Source organism: Pseudomonas sp. FW305-7, from assembly GCF_058786735.1.
Genome location: NZ_JBYSZA010000003.1, coordinates 312,832 through 331,108, shown reverse-complemented (window position 1 = coordinate 331,108; position 18,277 = coordinate 312,832). Strand labels below are relative to the sequence as shown.

Sequence of the window (18,277 nt, the reverse complement as noted above, 5' to 3'; positions counted from 1 at the left end):
TTCAGTAGCTGACGAAGTAATACGCCTGTCGCCCGACCATCAAGGTCTTCAGCACTTTGAGCGGTGCGGCGGGGATGCTGTCACCGGCCATCAGCGCCACGTTCGATGTCGATGCACTGAGGTAGTCCCGTAGCTGCGCGTCGGTATCCAGCCCCTTGAGCACCTGCTGCGTATAGAAAACGCTCGCCCCGCCAACCCGCTCATTGGCTTGAAACAATGCCACTTGATGCCCTTCGGCTTGCAGCGTCTGAATGTGTTCGGTCAGCGGCAGGAACGAGAGCTTTTTATCCGCGTGCGGCAACGCCCATTGCGCGGCGCCCAGATAGCTTGCGATCACCAAGGTCAGTACGCCCGCTGCCAACGCCTGACGATGACGGGCGATTCTTCCAACAAACCGATTGGCGTTTTCATACCCCTTCAATCGCTCGAACAGTACCCACGCATACTCCGCAGCAATCACCGCCGCCGCCGGTGTCATCGACATCAGGTACACCGTGCGCTTGCTCGATGCCAGAGTCAGCATGATGAATTGCGCAACAATCCACAGGCTGAAAAACAGCAGGTAACGGTTGGCCTTCAGCGCTTTGCGGAAATGCCATAACCCCAGATACACCAGAATGTTCCACGGCAGGAACGCTTCGGGCAGTTTGGCCAAATAGTAATAGAACGGCTCGTAGTGACCGGCTTCGACGAACGATCCGCTGAAGCGCCCGACACTGTTGGTCAGCAACACTTCTCTGACGGCTTGCACTCCACCGTGCTGATACAGCACGGCCAGCCAGATCAGCAACGGAACCAGACCGACTACGGTGAGCAATCCCGGGCGCAGCCAGGCGCCGAGCTTCAGGCGTTTGTCGATCAGGTTATCCGCCAGCAGATAAGCGAAGATCACCACCCCCGGCATCGCCAGCCCCAGCACGCCTTTACTCAGTGTGGCGATGGCGATCCCGACGACAAACAGCAGTGAACTGCCGGCCGTCGATGCGCGTTGCGCCTGGAAAAACCCCAACAGCGCCGCCGTCACGCCGAGGGCGAGCAGCGCATCCTCGCCGACCCCACGCACGTTGCTCCAGTAACTGGCCATCGTCGCCAGCAGAATTCCTGCGGTCCAGGCGAGCGCTTTCGGGCGTTCGAAGCGCCGCAACATGCCGTACAACAGCATCACGCTGAGCAGCCCGGCCACCGCCGACGCCAGCCGCACCGCCCACGGCGAAACGCCGAACACGCGCAGGGCGCTGGCGTCGAGCCACAAACTCAGCGGTGGTTTTTCCAGAAAGGGTTCGCCGAACAGACGGGGCGTCACCCAGTCATCGTCCAGATGCATCTCCATGGCGATCCCCGCAACGCGGGCTTCGGTGGAGCCTTGCAATTGATGATTGCCCAACGCGAAGAAAAACAGCAGGGCAGCAAGCAGAAACAGTGAAGTGGCGGCACGCGACATAGGTTTCAGGCAACCGGAAAGGGCAGGAGACCTGAGCATAATTCGCCTTTGCTGAACAAATTGTGAATGTCAGCCCAGGCGGCGCGACCAACGCTGATCCGGCGCTTCGAACGCCTGATTGACCAACGCCGTCAGCACATGATCCTGCCAGCGCCCGGCAATGTTCAGATATGCCTTGGCGTAACCCTCTTGTTCGAAGCCCAGTCGCTCCAGCAACCGGGCACTGCGTTCGTTGCCGGGAATGTAATTGGCCATGATCCGGTGCAGGTTCTGAGTGTCGAACATGTAGTCGATGCCAGCCTCCAGGGCTTCCTGCATCAAACCCTGACCCTGATGCGCTTCGTCGATGTGATAACCCAGATAGCACGCCTGAAACGCGCCGCGAATGATCCCGCTGAAATTGCATGCGCCGATCATCTGCTGGCCATCGGGCGTCAACAGGGCGAAATGCATCGCCAACCCGGCTTCGAAAGCGCTGGCCTGGATATCGAGGCGGCGGTGAATCTGCTCGGTGGAAAAATAGTCAGTGGTGCGGATCGGTGACCACGGCGCGAGGTGTCGACGGTTGCGTTGGTAGAAATCGCTTTCCAGTTTCGCCTGATCCGGGTCAAGAATGGCGAGCGTCAGGCGTTGGCAGGGCAGGGTCAACAGCGGCATCGGGCGCTCCGGTCAGGGGAATCAAAGGACAGAATTGCCCGCGACGGCAGAAAATACAAACCGTCTTGGTCAGACCGCTAGCCAGCACTGGCCGAAATGGCGGGTTTTGTGCTGCTCAGCGTTCATCCACAGGCTCGGCATTCGCAACGTCATGCCGTACAGGACACGCTCGTCTACCGCTTCGACGCCAATCGGCAGGCAAAAAAAAGCCCGCGGGAGAGCCGCGGGCGAACCGTAGTTTCTTGAATGAGCGAGCGGACTGTACCGGTTTGGCAAAAGCCCGGCAGTGAAGAAAAATTCATCTCGATGGACTGCCCGGGCGACGGGGCGGTCAGTGCTGATTCGATCCGTTAATGGCGAACTTCAGGGCCGGACGCGTCAGGCGATGCCTGTTGCACAACCTGGTCCCGTGCGCGACAGACCACAATCTCGGCCAACGCGCTCAGTTGCCTGATCGCCACCGCGATATGGCGTTGGGATCCGTCGCATTCATCGACAAAGTTTGCGCTGATCTGCGTGAGGGAATCGAGAAGATCACTGGCGTGCGAGAGCAGAGTGATCGTGTCGACATCGTCGCGCACGCTGAACATCTGCTTGAGCGGGATGCTACGGCGAGGTTTTCGAGCAGTTGAGCCGGTGGTGCTGGCGTGCGTTTGCTGGCCGGGCGTTTGGGTGTCGGCGGATGCCGGACCTACAAGGGAAAGTCGGGTGATCTTTTTCATGACGTAGCTCCGTGGAGTGAACAATCTCTGCGGGGGCGGTCTGTCAAACCGTCCGCTGGAGGGCAGCGAGTCAGGGAGGGTAGCGCCGCGAAAAACTGTTCACCAGTTCATCAAAGTCGACGCGTATTGCGGGAAATTTCCTAGGACGTGAAATGTAGGAAGCGATGGCTTCTCTCAGCCATTTCAGGCGTCGCCGGGTTCGTCGCTTGCGGTGCCTGTGTTCAGTGAGTGCGATTGCCCGTTACGCGAACAAAACCAAAATCCGGTTTGATAATGTTTTGCAGGAGAACTAATGTGCGCGACGTTCTATCGGCGGGCCTCGCTCTTTTAGCGACAGTCATGGCCAAGTCCTCTCTGATATAGAACACGCGTCGCCACATCCGGAAGATTTCTCTACAAGGAGTAGAAAGCATGTTGAATCGACAGCGTTCACTACGACGCCAATGCGCGCGCCTCACTGTCGCCCTTCTGCTTTCATCCGGCATGGCCGTGTGCGCGGTGCCATCGGTACAAGCCCAGACACAGGCGCCAACCCCGGCCGGGCTGATGCACGAAGCGCAACGTCTGGACAAGGAAGGCTCTCTGGCGCAGGCCACGGAAATTGCCCGAGCGGCCATGGTGGCCGGTCGCAAAAGCGGTGGTTTCGATTTCACCGAACTGGACGCGGGCGAGCTGCTGGTAGATCTGCTATACAAACAGGCTCGATACGACGAGGCCCGCAGCGCCGCAGAAGAGCAGATTGCCTACTGGGAGCAGCAAACCACCAGTAACGGCAGGCCGGTCAAGCGCGACGCCCGGAGCATTGGCATGCTGGGCCGGGCGATCAAAGCGAGCATCATGGCGGGCGAAAAAGATCAGGTCGCACGCCTGCAAGAAAAACTGTTTGCCGTCACCAGCCCTGATCCCGCTCTCTGGCGCTTGTCTGCGCTGGAGCCGCGCTTGCGATACAGCCTCGCTGACTTCTCGATGCCCCTCACGGTGGGGCAGTGGAATCTGACCAAATTCGAGCCGGCGTCCAAACGTGATTTCAACAGCATCGTTGTTTATACACAGGCGTTGCCGAACGGCCCGTTGAATGCCGAGATTGCGCTCTCCTATGACGAAGCACAACGCAAGCAGGGCGAAGCCGAGCGACAAGAACAGCAAGAAGCGTATCGTCAGCGACACAAGCCCACCGCACTCGAAGCGGCAATGCCCGATCTGTCTTTCGACGGTCTGACTTCCTTTAAACGGGCAGATGAATCTCTGTGTAAAGACCAGGCTTGCATGAATGTTCATTGGCTGGCGTTCCGCGGCGACTGGCGCATCGACATCGACATCACCTTCGGACTGCACGACGAGGCCTTGGCCACCGCGCAAATGCAGCAACTTTTTGCTGCATTGCAATGGCCTAGCGCGCCGCCGCTGTTTCGCGAACGGCCGCTTGAACAGCAGATCAGGGATATCGAAATAGCCGCGTCGCTGCCTGACGGCGTGAACAAAGCGGCGGTACTTGCGGAGCAGGCGTTGCCCGATGCGTACTTCCCGGACGAGATCGCGCGTATGCAGACCTACATTGGCCTGTCTCAATATCGACGTGGCAACCTCGACGCCGCTCGCCGTGCGCTGGATTTGGCCGTGCCGGCCTGGGAGAGCGCCCTCGTCGATGAACTCCTCTACCGCAGTGCGCTGGATTACGCCGCCGACATCGCCTATCGGCAGGGCCGAAACGACGAAGCCGTGGTGCTGAACCGCCAGTTCATCGAATGGCAGGAAAGTGATGCGACGCTGGGCTGGTCAGTACCGAAGGACGAAAATGCCTTCGTCAACCGCCGCCAAGGCACGCATCTGCCCTTGCGCGTGGGTGACTACCGGTTGCGACTGGACACGCATGGTCGGTTCTATTACGACAATCTGCAGAACGGGGCACAACTCGGCGTCACGGTGGGACTGCCTCAGTCCTCCGATCAGGAACTGGAGTTGACGCTGCGTTCCTTCCTGTCGAATACCCTTGGCCTGCAGGCCGGCAATATTCACAAGAGCGGTTTTTCACCCAGGTCCGCGACACCGGGCGACGCCAAGCCCACCGGCCACAAGTGGGAGTTCGATGTGACGGCTTTGCCTGGTGAAACCGACGCCACCAAGGTCAATCCGTTCACCGGCATCCCGGACAAAATACCGACGAAGATGGCGTTCTGGATTGTCGATCGTAAAGAGCAGCGGTCGATTTTACGGGCTCCTGTGACGGACAGTGGCCGATCCAGGACTGAAGCGGATCAGGTTGCACAGGCGTTGTCCTGGTAGAAGAGGGGAGAGTGTCATCCCGGATTCAATCCGGGCTGATTACTCTTCTACTTTCTCTTCACGCAAAACCCACCCTGCCTCTCCCGCCACCAGTTTGTACTGGATCTGGCGCATTTTTCCCGTCCGACCCGCAGCCGCGTCGGCGCTGTCGTACACCGGGAAGCGCTGCACGAGCGTGTTCTCCACCACCGCAAACGCATCCTCGCCCTGATACCCCTCGGCCGCTTTTGGATTTTCACTGATTGGTGGCAGATAGATTTCGCTCAGGGATTTTTTCCGGTTGGCGGAGTAGGCGATCAGTTCACCCGGCATACCGCGACCGGGAGAGCGTGTAGAGATATAGACCTCGGGCGAGCCATCGTTATTGAGATCGGCGACTTCGGCGCGGACGATGCTGCCGTTGAGCGCGTGGGTGATCGCCGAGTTGTCGATTTCCAGGCCTTTGGGCTCGATGCGCACTGCCGGCTTGCCATCGACCTGATCCGCTTTCACATGAAAGTCGATGCCCTGCAACGTCAGGTTTTGCTCGAACGGTGTTTTATTATCCACAGCGTCGCCGTTGGCGAGGATCAGGGAAATTTCGTAGTTGGCCAATTCATTGCGCCGGGCTGCGTTACGCATGAGATAGACCTGCACCGTGTAATCGCCATCGGCGGGCAACGAACCGATGAAGTGATTGCCCATGATCGAACCGTTGAACAGCGCGTAATCGGCGCCTTTGGCGGTGATATTGAAATAAGCGGAGCTGTTTGAGGGTTTGAAGTCCACGGTCAGGATCTGCCCGGCCTTGGCGTTGAGTTTGTACTCCGCCGTTTTAGAGCCTTTGATCGATTGCTTGAACTGCACGCTGCCATAGCCGCTTTTGTAGACGACTTGCTGGATCCGCGGCGGGACGTCGGTGGTGGCGTGGGCAGACAGTGAAAGGAAAGTTGCCAGTGCTGCGCCGAGCCAGATGTTCATGGGCTTCCTTGGATAATTGGCGATGTGCCCCGAAGGATAGATCCGCAGCCGTGCGTGCGTCCAACTGTGCGGTTGATCAGGCTTGGGCGCCGGTCTCAAGAGCAGGATGCCAGCCGAGCGGATGTTGCAGGATATCCAGATGCGACAAAGCCCGCACTGGGCGGGCTTTGTCGTTGAGAGTTGGTGGGCCGGGGGCATTTGAACCGGGCGGTAAAAGCCTTGTTTTTATTGGGTTTGGTGGAGTGCGTGTTTTCGAGGGATACATGTAGGGATACACGGAGCCTCCCGTTGGTGCATCAGTACTGGAGGCTCGCGCTGATAAATCATTTGCTTAATGGTTCCTGCGGGCAGGATGTAGGCCAACAGGGATGCATGCTTGTGATCATTTACCCGATTTAAAATCAGGGTATGAGATCGTGCCCACCACCGCGCAAATCAGTCGATGATCACTTATGTTAAAAAACTCAGGTTCAGCACTGTCTTGTTCCGCTACAAAAAACACATAAGGACGGAGTTTCGAGTCTGTCTTCTTGGCATCAATGCCTTCCAGTCTGGCGACTTCGAGTTCATTGGATACCTTTGTTCTTTTGTGTTTTGACCACTTCGACCTATCAACACGCACTCTGTATTGCTTAACCCACCTCTTTTCGTCGCACCACTCTCCAGCTGATAGCGGAATAACCAAAAAGTCGCCATCCTCTTGAGGTTTGGCCCAGGCCAGTTCGGCATAAAAGATCCGTGCACGGGAGAATAGATCTACTCCCTTGCCACCAAGTTTTTTGAAGGCTTGCAGATAGGTCTTGTCTTCGACTCCCGGCACGTCCAGAGACATAGTCCGGTCAAATGGAAACCTAATGAAAGCTCTGCAAATAGGACGGATGCTGTTCGCTGCCCGCCGACCTTTGGGTCTCACTAACCCTTCGTCGTCAGAACGTTTGGTGTCTCTTACGGTTGAGGTTTGCTCGGAGGAAGGCTTGCGCTCAGGATCGACGGCCGGTCGTTCATCTATCAGTACGAGTCTAGACGGCGAAAGGTCCGGGCTAGTTTCGAGCTCATTGCGTACGCTTCCTTTCTTACCACGTGCGACGGTTTTCTCATCACCATCGATGTTGCAACCATCTTTGTGCGGGGTGTTCTGCTGTTTTTTGAAGTGAGGTCTTTGAAGATTTGCTTGATCGTAGGAGGCCGGAAATACTGGGATTCCACAACCTCCACATTCGTAGCCGTATTTATCCACCTGGGGAAGCATCCACAGGTCTTCTCCCTCCACCATCTCCCTCGTGTATCTATCGCGTGCTGATTCCATATGGCCTCCAGTTCCTTTGTCAGGGCGGAAAGCTATCACGCTTTGCATTCATCCCAGAAGTCGAGGGGGCCCCTGAGGAATTTGAGATGGCACGGGGTCGGAAACCCGCAGGACTGTGTTAGTGGGAGGATTTCAAAGTTACTGAAATTTCAGGCATTGAAATCGAAAGAATTCTGCTGAAAAAAGGCCATCGTTACCGCTGCGGTAACGATGGCCTTTTGTGTTGATGATTATGGACACCTTGGGCCGTCAACCAAGTCAACCTGTCAACCAATGTACAAAAATCAGCCACTGCCAAGATCACGCGGGTTTTATGCCCCGTGTCGTTCAGAAATGCTCAGGGTCCCCGGCGACCTTTCATCATCTGTGCAATTGCACTGGTGAACTGTGTGTTCACCCGGTTCACCCGGTTCACCTGTTCACTAAGCTGGGCACCTGTCCGCTAACAAAGTCCTGCGGGTTTCCGACCCCGTATCTTTTAGATCTGCCCAGGGGCCCCGGCGATGTTAGGAAGCCCAATAAAGAATGTTTGAATCACTCGCTGAGCGAGCCAATATTCTACTAACTCAATCCTTCAGGCCTCCGGGATTGAGTAGCGGGTGCACTCAACGCCTACCGCCCGGTGCTGGAGATTTGCCGCTGGGGGATCTTGTCTGTCTGGGGGGGCGGGGTAATTACCTAAAAATGACGTGTAACTGGTGTTGCGGGTGTTACGAATCTCGCCAACCAATTGAATTCAAACAATAAATATAGTGTTACACCAATCTGTTAGATGTTTTTTTCGTGATGTAACAAGGTGGCGTGGTGTAACGTAGCGTAGAGACTCTTCTGCGGTATGGTAATGTGGTCTACCAATAAATGAGCGCTCACCTCTAGGTTGAAATGTGGGTAGGCACACTAGAATCAGTCTTGGCGTACGGATCGCCTCAGCGACCCTTTGACCCCTCGCTGCGTCAGCCACCGCTTGCGGTTTCCATCAGGCTTCGCTTTGGCTGATTGGGATATGTCTGAGCGGCATCATCGGCGATCGAAATCTTTGCTATGAAAGCGGCCTTCCCCGCCAATTCATCCTGTCCCACTCCGAACCCTCAGTGTGTCAAACGTACGCATTTATGGTGGTCGAGACGGGGACATAAATTTAGCCACGCACCCCGCCGGAGGTATCGAACACGCCGCATAGCTCTCACTCCACAGTCAGATTCTGTTCAGAAGGAGCCCTGAGGTGTTGAGCGTCAATTGGCAACGGCGTTAGAGTTGCCTCGTTCACAGGTGTTCCTTCTCGGTCGACCAGGTGGCGATATAGGTGACCAACGACGAAATTAAGGATTAAACAAGCTGGACGGTTGATATGCTTTCTCTGTGACGTGCTACTGTACATTGCAGCACACCTCAATCCTTGCTGTTGTCTTTCGTGGGGGCCAAATGACGACCTCAGTGAACCATCCACTTCCTAGCTTTAAAAAGCCGCCGATTAATGAAGTGGTTTTTGGATGTCAGTTTGAACAACTGAAAGACATCAAGGTGACTCATTTCGGCGATTTGTGGAATCGACTAAAACAAGATTTTCCGAAAGTTGAACACGCTCTTCCCATTGCAAATGCTGAAGGTCTCGTTCCTGAGGATCAAGAGACTGGGCTGCCGTTTGTTCGTACATGGTTTATTAATAATTCTGACAGCCGTCTTATTCAGTTTCAGCCAGACAGGTTTTATTATAATTGGCGTAAAAAAGAAGGTGAGTCGGAATATCCGAGGTTTGAAGAAGTGTTTGGTTGTTTTGAACGATACTTCAAAATACTGGGTTGTTTTGTGGCTGAGAACAATTTAGGGGTGTTCGCGCCGAAAGTTTGGGAGCTGACCTATACAAATCATATATCTGTTGACCAGTCTCATTCCCTATCCGAAATATTTAAAGATCTCCATTGGACATTAGGGCGGGATCGTTTTTTGCCTACACCAAGCAATCCGGTCTGGGCAGCTACTTTTAATATGCCACATGAAGCTGGAAGTTTAGTGGTGAAATTTGGGAATGGAAGGGTCCAGGGCGAAGAAAGGAAAGTTCAAGTTCTTGAACTTGCTGCTCGCGGATTTGTTGAGGATAGCTCAGATAGAGCAAGGGAAGATTGGTTTAGCCTCGCTCGCGAGTGGATAGTACGAGGGTTTACTGATCTTACCAGCGATGAAGCGCACCGGTTTTGGGAGCGTGAAAAATGAAAGATGCTCTGACGGCATTTGCGATTTCCGACATTAGTGACCCACCATCCCTAAATTCGCGCACGGAAAGAGAGGGTTATAGCGCGCTAGTTGGATCTTTACTTGCTAACAAGGCTGCGCGGAAAGTTAGTGCTTCAACAATCCCTGCTTTGGACGCGTTCTCCTCTCTAGATCAACTCGCTACTGCTCAATCCCTGACTGCATTTGACGAGCTGGATCGAAGGAGGTCTGATACAAGAGAACTGGAAAATAGCCTGAGCGAGTTAAGGGCCCAGAACGGTATACACAATGCAGGCCGAATCGCTGATAGGATAATAAAATTACTTGAGCTCTACAAGGAAGACTATAACGATAAGTCATTGTCTTTCTCTTCACTCAACACGTTCATAAGGTTCCTCGTAATTAATCCACGCTCCAAATTTCCTTCGATTACAGCCACTCCTGCTGGCGAGCTGTATGTTCAATGGAAATATACTGAGAACCAGAGATTAGGTATTCATTTTTTGTCTGGCAATGAGGTTAAATGGATACTTTTCAAGAAAGATCCATTGAGTGATGAGCGAATAGAACATTTTAGCGATAAGGCTGGTGTTGATTCGTTTTATGAAGTTTCTATTGCGCTAGGCATTCGAGAGTGGATTGTTGAATGACTGGGAACTTTATTCCAGATGGTGACAGCGTTGTGCGTTTATGCGGCGGATCCCATCTCGACCCTGATACCGGGTCTCCGGGCCCCGGAGCGTTCATGCTTCGAGAAGGGGAAGATTATCTGTCCGTAAATTGGCTGGAATACTTCAAAGGGTATGACCATCAGGACGCACTTCTAGAGATTCGTCGTGTCCTTGCTACTAAAAGAACTATCGGTAAAACCGCTCGTCTAGCGCTGCTGAATGTTGGGGGCGTTAAACAAACGATAGTTATGGATCCGCCGCTAACATTCACTCATGAGCCAATCATTACTGCCCTAATAAATGATTCATCCCATTCTGCGATAAATAATATTCAAGGCTGTGAACAGTTGGTTGCAGAAGCTTTAAGTCAAGCGGTTCTTGGGCTTAGCGCAGCAAGGGCTGAAACATGAGAGTAAATAAATATTAGATGGTCTTGCGTCGGAGAAGATCGCGGATGTCTAAATATTGATTATTTTTTCGTTTGAGTAATTTCGGCGGCGTCAACTTATTGATTTATTTTTGTTTTTGTTTTTGTTTTTGTTTTTGTTTTTGTTTTTGTTTTTTGTGGTTGCTTTTTAAGCACTAATGCAGGGCGGTAGGGTAGCATTGCTTGGCTTTTTACAGGCTTTAAAGCCGGGCATCGCTTTGTCAAGGTGGTGAAATGGTGTAAAATGGATTTTAGTTGGCTTATATCTAGTTAAATGCTTATGCTTTGTAAGAGATTTATATATGTTAAAAGAACAATTGGAAGCGATACAGCAAAAAGCCAAAGAGCGCACGGTAAAAACTCAAACCGTCGAGTATGATTTGGAGACCTTGGTTAAGAAAATAAAAAGAGATGTTATCAAGCTGAATCCTGATTATCAGCGCAATCATAGATGGCCAGACTCGTTTTCATCCAGGCTCATAGAAAGTTTGATATTAAATATCCCTATCCCTATTGTTTATATATCAATGGATGTTGATGTCGATGACGAAACTGAAGATGAGTTGGCGAGATATTCAGTGATTGACGGTCAGCAGCGGCTGACTGCTATCTACAATTTTTTTACTGGATCGTATGCTCTTCAATCTTTGGAGGTGCTTTCTGAGCTGAATGGATCTTATTACAAAGATCTACCCCCGTTTTTGATAAGGAGGCTAGAGGAAAGAACAATACGCTGTTTGCGCATCGACTCCACTGTCGATACTCAGGTTAAATTTGATATTTTTGAAAGGCTGAATAGTGGGTCGGTAAAATTAGAGGCTCAAGAACTAAGAAATGCTACATGTAGAGGCCCGTTTAAAGATTTAATTAAGCTGCTCGCTAAAAATCCTGTATTTGCTGAAATTGCAAATCTGGATCCCGAGTCAACTCGCATTAAGAAAATGGAAGATGAGGAACTGGTTCTTAGGTTTTTTGCCATAAGTCACAACGATGGATATTTGGAGTATAAGGGGCAGTTCAAGAAATTCTTGACGCGTAAGATGGAAGAGTTTAACAAGCTTGATGCTCTTGTGCTTAAAGAAATGAACGAAAACTTTATTACTACAATGGGGCTGGTGAAGCATCATTTTGGGAGTAAACCATTTGCTAAGTACAAAAAAGCTGAGGGGGCGGGTTTTACATTAATGTCTTCATTCAACGCTGCCGTGTTTGACGCGATAGCGTGTGCGTTCTCGAAGCCGAATATCAAAAAAATACCAAGTTATGAAGATTTTATTAATCTTTTTGCGGATCCTGTTTTTTTTGAATCAGTAGAAGGTAGTGTTAATGATGTTTCTAAGCTGAATAATAGGATAAACAAGGCCCGGGAAATTATAAAATAATGTCTACTTTTTTACAGGAGTATATTTCTAGCTTGGAAGATCGGTGGAAAGAAGTTGATGTTATCATCGATAGGGCGAAAGCTGTAAAAGAAGTAGATTTTGCTTTTTATAATGCCATTTGTCGATCCGCCAGTATTCTCATAGTTGCTCATTTGGAAGGGTTTGTGAAGGATCTGACAAAATGCATTGTGAGTGATTTGAATCGAAGCGGTGCTTTCGTCGACTTTCCAATCGCGGTAAAGAGAACCTACTGTAGTAAGTATTTAGGCTCTGCTCCTGATAAAGAGTTGAAGGCTTATTATAAAAAATTGGATGCTTTGATAGTAAAGCTTGATGAATTCGATTGTAAAATAACTCCGGAACCCTTTTTGTTTCCAAGGAATAAAAATCCCTCGGCGAACATGTTGACAACTGTTTTTGAAAATTTCGGAGTTTCGAATGTTTTTGGATACTTGCATGATTCTAAGTTTGATGACGCGTTTGCAATGTCGGCATCGGAAATAAAAGAGAGAAACTTAGAATTAAAGGAGGCTGTCGTTAGGGCGTCGGAAAATTATCCATACGTTGTTAGCTTTGAAGAGTTGGGGTTTGACAAGCGCAACCCTAAAGGACGCACACTTTGGGAGGAGTTTATTGAGCAGATCAACCAAAGGCGGCATTCTGTAGCGCATGGAGCGGATTTTGATAATGCTGATGATGTATCAGATTTGGAAGCGCGCAAAGCCAAGGTTGAGCTCTTGCAGTATGGTCTTTCAATATTAATGGCAGGTTCAATTTGCAGGTCTGATTCCTCTAGGTTGTGTGCGGTAGAGCAGGAATAGTAGTTAATTATTTTAGTGTGTTTTTTCGGCGATTTTAATAAGTTTACTTTGTTTTTTGTTCGGGTGGATGATTTTATCAGTAAGAGAATTCATGTATTAAGTGGGTGAATAACCGATATGTCTATTTCGTAGTCGGGGAAGTTTGTAGGGCTAAAAAATTCTGCATTGATAGATAAGCAAAAAAAAGGGCCCGTATGAGCCCTTTTATCTGCTATTTGCCGCTTATCTTTATGCACTGTAAGCGTATTTTTCTACGAAGAGTTGAACGCTAGTCGTGAGTTTAAGACTATGTACGACGGTTTAGTTGACTATCAATGTGCGTCATTTCCGATTTTATTGCGTTGATGGTCAGCGTTTGTATGGGACTAACTTTGCCCGTCGCTGCGTTGATGGTCTTCAGCAGCGCATTGAGATGGGCCTTCCGAGTTTTGAGCGTGTCAGACCAACTGGCGATGTTCTGTATCGGCTTGTTCATTACTTTCATCCTTGCGTTGTTCTGGATTGGCCACATCTTCTGGTTGTTGAAGGCTTGGCAGACTGTCGAGCTGCACCAGGTCGAGTGCGTTGTATTTACGTGCGCGGTCGGAAAGTTCACGCCACGTCCAGTTGCCGAAGCGTTCACCTTCTTCGGGAACCGTCAGCTTCATCAGGTTCACCTGATCCAGGCCTAGTAAGTTGTAGTTAGCCCATAGCTTTCCGCCCACCTCAAATAACGCTTTTGCGGCCTCATTCCACTTCTCCTCTAGCACCGTGTAAGAGAGCCACAGGGCGGTTCGTTCGATCTCTTTATGCTTTTCCTGTGCTTCGGTGATGTACTTATCTACCGTCACCAGCTCCTGCTCCAACGCTGCGATGATCAAGTGTTGCCGACGGTTATGTTCGGCTGCAGTTGTCAGGTTCTTTGCGGCTTTTTGTGCGTCGGCGTTGGCGGTCTTCTCGCCTTCGGTGTCACCCCAGGCGACGGCCTGCGCATATGCCGTGGCAGCGTCTGTTTCGGCCTGACGTGCCTTGGCCATGTCTTCTGCCGCTTGTTGTTGGATCTGCTGAAGGCGGGTGCTGAGGCTATGACGCTTTTCGTTGAGCTCCTGCTCATCCGCTTTCCAGTTATTCATCGCTTCGATATGACCCGCCATCAGCGAATCGCAATTCGCGAGGTCTTCACGGCGAATAATCTTCCGATTTAATAAGTCGGCATTGTGCTTGCGCGATTGAATTTTACTTTTTACCTCGCTGTACTTCTCCCGCAATTCGCGTTTGCGGTCTGGTTCAATGGCCTCTTCACTTTCCAGCGCCGTCTCAAGTGGCAGCATTTCGGTTTGCAGTCGTTCTGCCTCGCTCAGCAATTCGTCGCGACGGTCTTTCAGGTCCTGAATCTCGTTCATGTGTTTAGTCTCTGTTCACTTCATTGGGGTTGGTTGAGTGGCTGGCGAGGCCGGGATTTAGCCGGCGCTACCTCGATCAACACAGATGCCCTCAGGCAGCCCGAGCCTCGCTCTCATCCATTCCCGGAATCGTCTTCACGATGTAGCAACGTTGCGTGCCGAGGCCGGGTAACCGGATGAGGCTCGACGCCTTACCGTCCTTCCCGGGTTCCAGAACACCTCGCTGCAGCAATTCCTTGTTCACCGCGTTGATGTTCATGCCTCGAAAGATCTCCGAGCGCCATAACTCGGGGAGCACGTAGTAGGTGTTGGTGGTATGCAGGGAATCGCCCATACCGTGCTCCAGCGTCTTACGAAAACCGAGACGGTCGATGGTGCGCGGACCGTGCTCATCGATTTTTGCCGCTGCTGATTCCCAGCGTGTGAAGCGACTTTCGCCAAAGCGCTCGATGACCTGGCGCAGCCGAGCCAAGATCGCATCGCCCTCGAAGTTACCGGCGCCGCCGCGCTCGTTCATCCATGCGTTGAGACACACGCGAGCGGCTGTGGTGGCGGTCCCGTCCGGCCAGCCGGTGATGCCCATCGCGGTGGCCAGCTCGCCTGCGGCTGCCGCTAGACCGAAACGAGCGGCAGCACGGTGCGCCTGCCCACTCGCGGATGCAGGAAGCGATTTAGCGATAAAGCCTTCAAGCGTGCGGCGCAGGATGACCGCCCAGCCGTGACGCTTACCGGGTTCACATAGCGCCGTCAGGAAGGCCGTGAGCGGCGTGCCGTAATACTTCGCTACGCGAGCCTTGAGCGCGTCGGACAGTGCGGCCGCATCTTCGAAACCGTTAAGCACATCGAACATGCCAAGGCCTTTACTGGCATCGGCTGGGACTGCGAGCATGCGCACTTCCATACCCGCTTTCAGTTCCTTGTTCGCTTCGGCCATGTGCTGTGCCAATGTTTTCTCCCCGGTGGAGAGAAACAGCAGGCGCCACTCCTGTACCTGTCGGCCAGCTTGGCCTCGATCGTTGGCGCGTGCCTTGCCGGTACCGTTGCCGAGCATGTACACCGTCTCGCCGATAATGCGCGGGTCGCACATGCCGATTTCATCCAAGACCAGAAGGCCGTCGGAATGCGCGGCGGCGATGGATTCGAGCGCGTTGTCGGTCGAGCGCCACGAACGCACCAGACGCGGTCCGCCGTAGATCGAGGCGGCAACTTGCAGGTGCGTGGTCTTGCCGCCGGAGCTGTCGCCGTACAGGTGAAAGCCGCCCGACTCATGGCCGAGCATGTGCAGCAGCGGCCCTGCGAAGGCCACGCCGACGACAAATGCCAAACGATGGTTACCGACACAAAGCGCGCCAATCTGCTCCTGCCACTGCTCAAGCGTGCCCGCTTCGCTGATCGGCGGAAGTTGCGAACCGGCCTCGTAAAAGTGCAGGTGTTCGCTGTGCGCGCCGACTTGCTGCTCGGGCAGTAGAAAGGCGCTGTCATGCCAACCCAAGCGCGTGACCAACCGTGCCCTTTGGGCGCTGTCGAAACCGCCGAGATAGCTCTGCAGGTCATTGCGTGCATTGCGTCCTGAACGACTGCCTGCAAGCCGCAGGCCCATGTCTACCAGAGGGCCGAGTACGTCTTTGCCGAAGTCACCCGTCATGGTGCGCGCCGGAATGTTCCAGCGTTTCTTGGCGCCGTCGGGATCGTCAAATTCAACCAACAACCCCCAGTTCTGCCCCTTGTCGTCGCGAGTACGGGCAAGGATCTCCAGTGGCGAGCACACCGGACGCGCTTCGCCGTCGTCACCGGCATAAAACACACCTTCGGACGTCAATCGAAAGCCACCGGGCATCAGATCGTTCTTCGATTTTGTTGGGCGCTTTGGTGCGGGTTTCGTCCTCGCTTCCGGCTTGGCTTCAGTCTGCTCCGTGGATGGTTTTTCCTCGACCATGCCAGACAGCTCGCCACTGTTCTGCAGCTCGGCGAAATGGGCGGCTGTCCAATTCTTGATGAGCGCATCGGCAGCGTCATCACCGTCATCCCATTGACCACCTTTGGAGAAGGTGGCGCGGCCACTCTTCAGCGTGGGCTTTCGTTTGAACGAGTCCAGAGCGATGAACCGAACCGAGGCGGCGCCGATTTCACGCACCTTCTCGGCGACGGCTTCCATGCAAGCTTTACCGCTGTCGTCGTTGTCAGGCCACAGCAGTACGTCTCGGCCTTTCAGCGGTGTCAGGTCGGCTTTGTGCCAAGAGTTGGAACCGTTCGGCCAGCAGGTGGCCACGTGGCTCGGCAGCAGTTCGGCGGCAGCGTCGGCAGCTTTCTCGCCTTCGCATAAAACTATCGGTGCATCACTGCGCTCAGCCAGTTCATCAAGGCGTAACAGCGGACGTGGATCGGGCAGGCCCTGCCAGCGCCATTGTGTGGTTTGGCCATCGGCGCGCTCGCACCATGTAAGTGGTGCAAAGACCTTCTTAGGCTTGCCGTCCTCATTGGGCGTGAGATCGAAGCGGTAGAGCGCCATGAGCGGCTGGCCTTGTGTGTCACGGTAGATCCACACCTTGGACGGTGCGCCGTGCTGCCGATGCTTGGCAGGGCACTTGTTCATGGCCTTCGCCGGGATCGGCTGAATGGCAATCCACTCAGGGGCTTTCGTCTTGGCAGGCGCGTTCTTCGCCTGGGCGGTGCCGGGCGCAACATTCAGTAGGTCTGCGAGTTTTTTGCAGGCCTCGACGTCGGTGCCGCCGTCCAGATAGCGCACCAGATCAATCAGGTCGCCGCCCTTGTCGCCGGTAGCAAAGTCGGCCCATGTGCCCTTGCTCAGATTGATCTTGAGCGAACCGGCGCGCTTATCGCTGCGTGTCGGATTCGGAGCGGTGTATTCCTTGCCGCCGTCGACGCGCTTGCCATTGGGCAGCCAGTGCGACAAGACACGATCAATGTCTTTCAGCGCGGCAACTTTCACGTCGGCAAAGCTTGGACGTTTTGTTGTGGTGCTCGGGCGTTGGCTCATGCGTCAGCCCTCGGCAAAAACAGCGCGTCGTTGATGTCATCGATCAGCGCTTTGGCCATCTCGCCAAGGTACATGGCAGGCCAACTGAAACGCTCACCGCTGTCGCTCATGGCAGCGTCGAAGTTAAGTTGGTTGGCGTGATGCTGCAGCAGGGAAACCATCTCCAGCGCGTCTTCGACCGGTACTCCGGCATTGACCCGGAACAACTTCAAATCGGAGGCGTTCACGCGAGTGAAGGTGGCATGCCCTAAGGTGGTGGGGGTGTTCATAGCGCACCGCCTTTCTGCGCAGCAGGCGTCGAGGTGGAGTCGCCGTGCAAGGTCAGCGTCTTAATCAAACCAAGGGTGCCGCGCACGTCCCAGAGGACGGCCGCGATGACGTGATTAGCTAGGCGCGAGGAGTCGCTTTCAAAGTGCTCTTCAAGCAGCGTCAGCACCGAGTCGGCGCGAGCAATGGCGCAGGTGATGGCGTCGATGGGCACACCGGCTTCTGCGGTCGGATTCACGCAGAGCAGGTCTTCGGGCAGGGCGAAACTCAAAGCATTGTTCATTGGGCACCGCCTGCGGTTTCGAGTGCGCGGGCTTTGGCCATGTGAGCGTTGTAACGGGAGAGGCGTGTAGCGAGGCTGGAGTTGGCGTGTAAAGCGGCGAGAGCCATTGCACGGTGTGCAGCGGCGCGAATTTTGGACGGATTGAGGGCGTATTGCATTTGTGAAGGCTCCTTGTACTGAGGAACCGCCACCGTCTGCCGCCAAGCAGATTAGGGTGACGGATTGCGCAGGATTGGCGGACCGGCGTACAAGGAGACCGGCGCACCCGAGGGTGCTCCTACGCAACCCGCCATAACACGGGAATGCGGGCACAAAAAAAGCGCCTGCAATCGTAATGGGGGCGCTGTTGCGCCTTGTACTGTTTGGGCCGCCAAGCCCAATCGCTGAATTTGCAGCGACGGCCAGAGAGTAACGTCCGTTTTTCGAAAGTGCAACTGCGCTGATGGCTTGCGGTTTTCTCAGGTGC

Annotated in this window: 16 protein-coding genes; 6 read left to right on the top strand and 10 right to left on the bottom strand. The window is 53.5% G+C overall.

Annotated elements, in window-relative coordinates:
* Position 1: 1 nt before the first annotated feature.
* The 3 genes from AC3WMT_RS06800 to AC3WMT_RS06790 form a co-directional block, all read right to left on the bottom strand.
* Positions 2-1,480, bottom strand: a complete 1,479-nt coding sequence (locus AC3WMT_RS06800; RefSeq protein ID WP_103303243.1) for an ArnT family glycosyltransferase — start codon at positions 1,478-1,480, stop codon at positions 2-4.
* A gap of 30 nt (positions 1,481-1,510) precedes the next feature.
* Complete coding sequence (gene rimJ / locus AC3WMT_RS06795) at positions 1,511-2,098, bottom strand: ribosomal protein S5-alanine N-acetyltransferase (RefSeq protein ID WP_103303242.1); 588 nt, start codon at positions 2,096-2,098, stop codon at positions 1,511-1,513.
* Positions 2,099-2,448: 350 nt separating this feature from the next.
* Positions 2,449-2,820, bottom strand: coding sequence for a DUF6124 family protein (locus tag AC3WMT_RS06790; protein WP_103303241.1), 372 nt, complete (start codon positions 2,818-2,820; stop codon positions 2,449-2,451).
* Positions 2,821-3,231: 411 nt separating this feature from the next.
* Between AC3WMT_RS06790 and AC3WMT_RS06785 the strand changes: the two genes are divergently transcribed.
* Entirely contained in the window at positions 3,232-5,103 is a 1,872-nt protein-coding gene (locus AC3WMT_RS06785; RefSeq protein WP_103303240.1) for a hypothetical protein, read from the top strand.
* A 39-nt stretch (positions 5,104-5,142) separates the two neighbouring features.
* Here AC3WMT_RS06785 and AC3WMT_RS06780 read toward each other — a convergent pair whose 3' ends face one another.
* Together AC3WMT_RS06780 and AC3WMT_RS06775 are read right to left on the bottom strand one after the other, a co-directional pair.
* Positions 5,143-6,063 carry a hypothetical protein gene (locus AC3WMT_RS06780; RefSeq protein WP_103303239.1) on the bottom strand — a complete coding sequence of 307 codons (921 nt, stop codon included), beginning with the start codon at positions 6,061-6,063 and terminating at the stop codon, positions 5,143-5,145.
* 382 nt (positions 6,064-6,445) lie between these two features.
* The gene (locus AC3WMT_RS06775) at positions 6,446-7,369 is read right to left on the bottom strand and encodes a hypothetical protein (protein ID WP_103303238.1); all 924 of its coding nucleotides are present in this window, start codon (positions 7,367-7,369) and stop codon (positions 6,446-6,448) included.
* A gap of 1,434 nt (positions 7,370-8,803) precedes the next feature.
* Here AC3WMT_RS06775 and AC3WMT_RS06770 point away from each other — a divergent pair.
* The 5 genes from AC3WMT_RS06770 to AC3WMT_RS06750 all read left to right on the top strand — a co-directional run bounded on the left by AC3WMT_RS06770 (position 8,804) and on the right by AC3WMT_RS06750 (position 12,881).
* Complete coding sequence (locus AC3WMT_RS06770; protein WP_158249167.1) at positions 8,804-9,580, top strand: TIGR04255 family protein; 777 nt, start codon at positions 8,804-8,806, stop codon at positions 9,578-9,580.
* Positions 9,577-10,230 (top strand): hypothetical protein, encoded by a 654-nt coding sequence (locus AC3WMT_RS06765; RefSeq protein WP_103303236.1) that lies wholly within the window; start codon positions 9,577-9,579, stop codon positions 10,228-10,230. Before AC3WMT_RS06770 ends, AC3WMT_RS06765 begins: the two co-directional genes overlap by 4 nt.
* A 95-nt stretch (positions 10,231-10,325) precedes the next feature.
* On the top strand, positions 10,326-10,661 hold the full coding sequence (locus tag AC3WMT_RS06760) for a hypothetical protein (RefSeq protein WP_146041224.1): 336 nt from the start codon (positions 10,326-10,328) through the stop codon (positions 10,659-10,661).
* Positions 10,662-10,980: 319 nt separating this feature from the next.
* Positions 10,981-12,060: a DUF262 domain-containing protein gene (locus AC3WMT_RS06755; RefSeq protein WP_103303235.1), complete on the top strand. Its 1,080-nt coding sequence runs from the start codon at positions 10,981-10,983 to the stop codon at positions 12,058-12,060.
* Positions 12,060-12,881 carry a HEPN domain-containing protein gene (locus AC3WMT_RS06750; protein ID WP_103303234.1) on the top strand — a complete coding sequence of 274 codons (822 nt, stop codon included), beginning with the start codon at positions 12,060-12,062 and terminating at the stop codon, positions 12,879-12,881. The genes AC3WMT_RS06755 and AC3WMT_RS06750 overlap by 1 nt, the downstream gene beginning before the upstream one ends.
* A 437-nt stretch (positions 12,882-13,318) precedes the next feature.
* Here the strand turns inward: AC3WMT_RS06750 and AC3WMT_RS06745 are convergent, their stop codons facing one another.
* The 5 genes from AC3WMT_RS06745 to AC3WMT_RS06725 all read right to left on the bottom strand — a co-directional run bounded on the left by AC3WMT_RS06745 (position 13,319) and on the right by AC3WMT_RS06725 (position 17,969).
* Positions 13,319-14,263, bottom strand: a complete 945-nt coding sequence (locus AC3WMT_RS06745; protein ID WP_103303232.1) for a chromosome segregation protein SMC — start codon at positions 14,261-14,263, stop codon at positions 13,319-13,321.
* A 91-nt stretch (positions 14,264-14,354) separates the two neighbouring features.
* On the bottom strand, positions 14,355-17,261 hold the full coding sequence (locus AC3WMT_RS06740) for a DUF927 domain-containing protein (RefSeq protein ID WP_103303231.1): 2,907 nt from the start codon (positions 17,259-17,261) through the stop codon (positions 14,355-14,357).
* Entirely contained in the window at positions 17,258-17,530 is a 273-nt protein-coding gene (locus tag AC3WMT_RS06735) for a DUF3077 domain-containing protein (RefSeq protein ID WP_103303230.1), read from the bottom strand. Before AC3WMT_RS06735 ends, AC3WMT_RS06740 begins: the two co-directional genes overlap by 4 nt.
* Positions 17,527-17,811: a hypothetical protein gene (locus AC3WMT_RS06730; protein ID WP_073473331.1), complete on the bottom strand. Its 285-nt coding sequence runs from the start codon at positions 17,809-17,811 to the stop codon at positions 17,527-17,529. The genes AC3WMT_RS06735 and AC3WMT_RS06730 overlap by 4 nt, the downstream gene beginning before the upstream one ends.
* On the bottom strand, positions 17,808-17,969 hold the full coding sequence (locus AC3WMT_RS06725; protein WP_172791593.1) for a hypothetical protein: 162 nt from the start codon (positions 17,967-17,969) through the stop codon (positions 17,808-17,810). The genes AC3WMT_RS06730 and AC3WMT_RS06725 overlap by 4 nt, the downstream gene beginning before the upstream one ends.
* Positions 17,970-18,277: the final 308 nt, after the last annotated feature.

What these genes read in the sequence shown, in the direction of transcription:
- AC3WMT_RS06800 (WP_103303243.1), bottom strand. Translation starts at nt 1,480, where the DNA reads ATGCTCAGGTCTCCTGCCCTTTCCGGTTGCCTGAAACCTATGTCGCGT.
- rimJ (WP_103303242.1), bottom strand. Translation starts at nt 2,098, where the DNA reads ATGCCGCTGTTGACCCTGCCCTGCCAACGCCTGACGCTCGCCATTCTT.
- AC3WMT_RS06790 (WP_103303241.1), bottom strand. Translation starts at nt 2,820, where the DNA reads ATGAAAAAGATCACCCGACTTTCCCTTGTAGGTCCGGCATCCGCCGAC.
- AC3WMT_RS06785 (WP_103303240.1), top strand. Translation starts at nt 3,232, where the DNA reads ATGTTGAATCGACAGCGTTCACTACGACGCCAATGCGCGCGCCTCACT.
- AC3WMT_RS06780 (WP_103303239.1), bottom strand. Translation starts at nt 6,063, where the DNA reads ATGAACATCTGGCTCGGCGCAGCACTGGCAACTTTCCTTTCACTGTCT.
- AC3WMT_RS06775 (WP_103303238.1), bottom strand. Translation starts at nt 7,369, where the DNA reads ATGGAATCAGCACGCGATAGATACACGAGGGAGATGGTGGAGGGAGAA.
- AC3WMT_RS06765 (WP_103303236.1), top strand. Translation starts at nt 9,577, where the DNA reads ATGAAAGATGCTCTGACGGCATTTGCGATTTCCGACATTAGTGACCCA.
- AC3WMT_RS06760 (WP_146041224.1), top strand. Translation starts at nt 10,326, where the DNA reads ATGCTTCGAGAAGGGGAAGATTATCTGTCCGTAAATTGGCTGGAATAC.
- AC3WMT_RS06755 (WP_103303235.1), top strand. Translation starts at nt 10,981, where the DNA reads ATGTTAAAAGAACAATTGGAAGCGATACAGCAAAAAGCCAAAGAGCGC.
- AC3WMT_RS06750 (WP_103303234.1), top strand. Translation starts at nt 12,060, where the DNA reads ATGTCTACTTTTTTACAGGAGTATATTTCTAGCTTGGAAGATCGGTGG.
- AC3WMT_RS06745 (WP_103303232.1), bottom strand. Translation starts at nt 14,263, where the DNA reads ATGAACGAGATTCAGGACCTGAAAGACCGTCGCGACGAATTGCTGAGC.
- AC3WMT_RS06740 (WP_103303231.1), bottom strand. Translation starts at nt 17,261, where the DNA reads ATGAGCCAACGCCCGAGCACCACAACAAAACGTCCAAGCTTTGCCGAC.
- AC3WMT_RS06735 (WP_103303230.1), bottom strand. Translation starts at nt 17,530, where the DNA reads ATGAACACCCCCACCACCTTAGGGCATGCCACCTTCACTCGCGTGAAC.
- AC3WMT_RS06730 (WP_073473331.1), bottom strand. Translation starts at nt 17,811, where the DNA reads ATGAACAATGCTTTGAGTTTCGCCCTGCCCGAAGACCTGCTCTGCGTG.
- AC3WMT_RS06725 (WP_172791593.1), bottom strand. Translation starts at nt 17,969, where the DNA reads ATGCAATACGCCCTCAATCCGTCCAAAATTCGCGCCGCTGCACACCGT.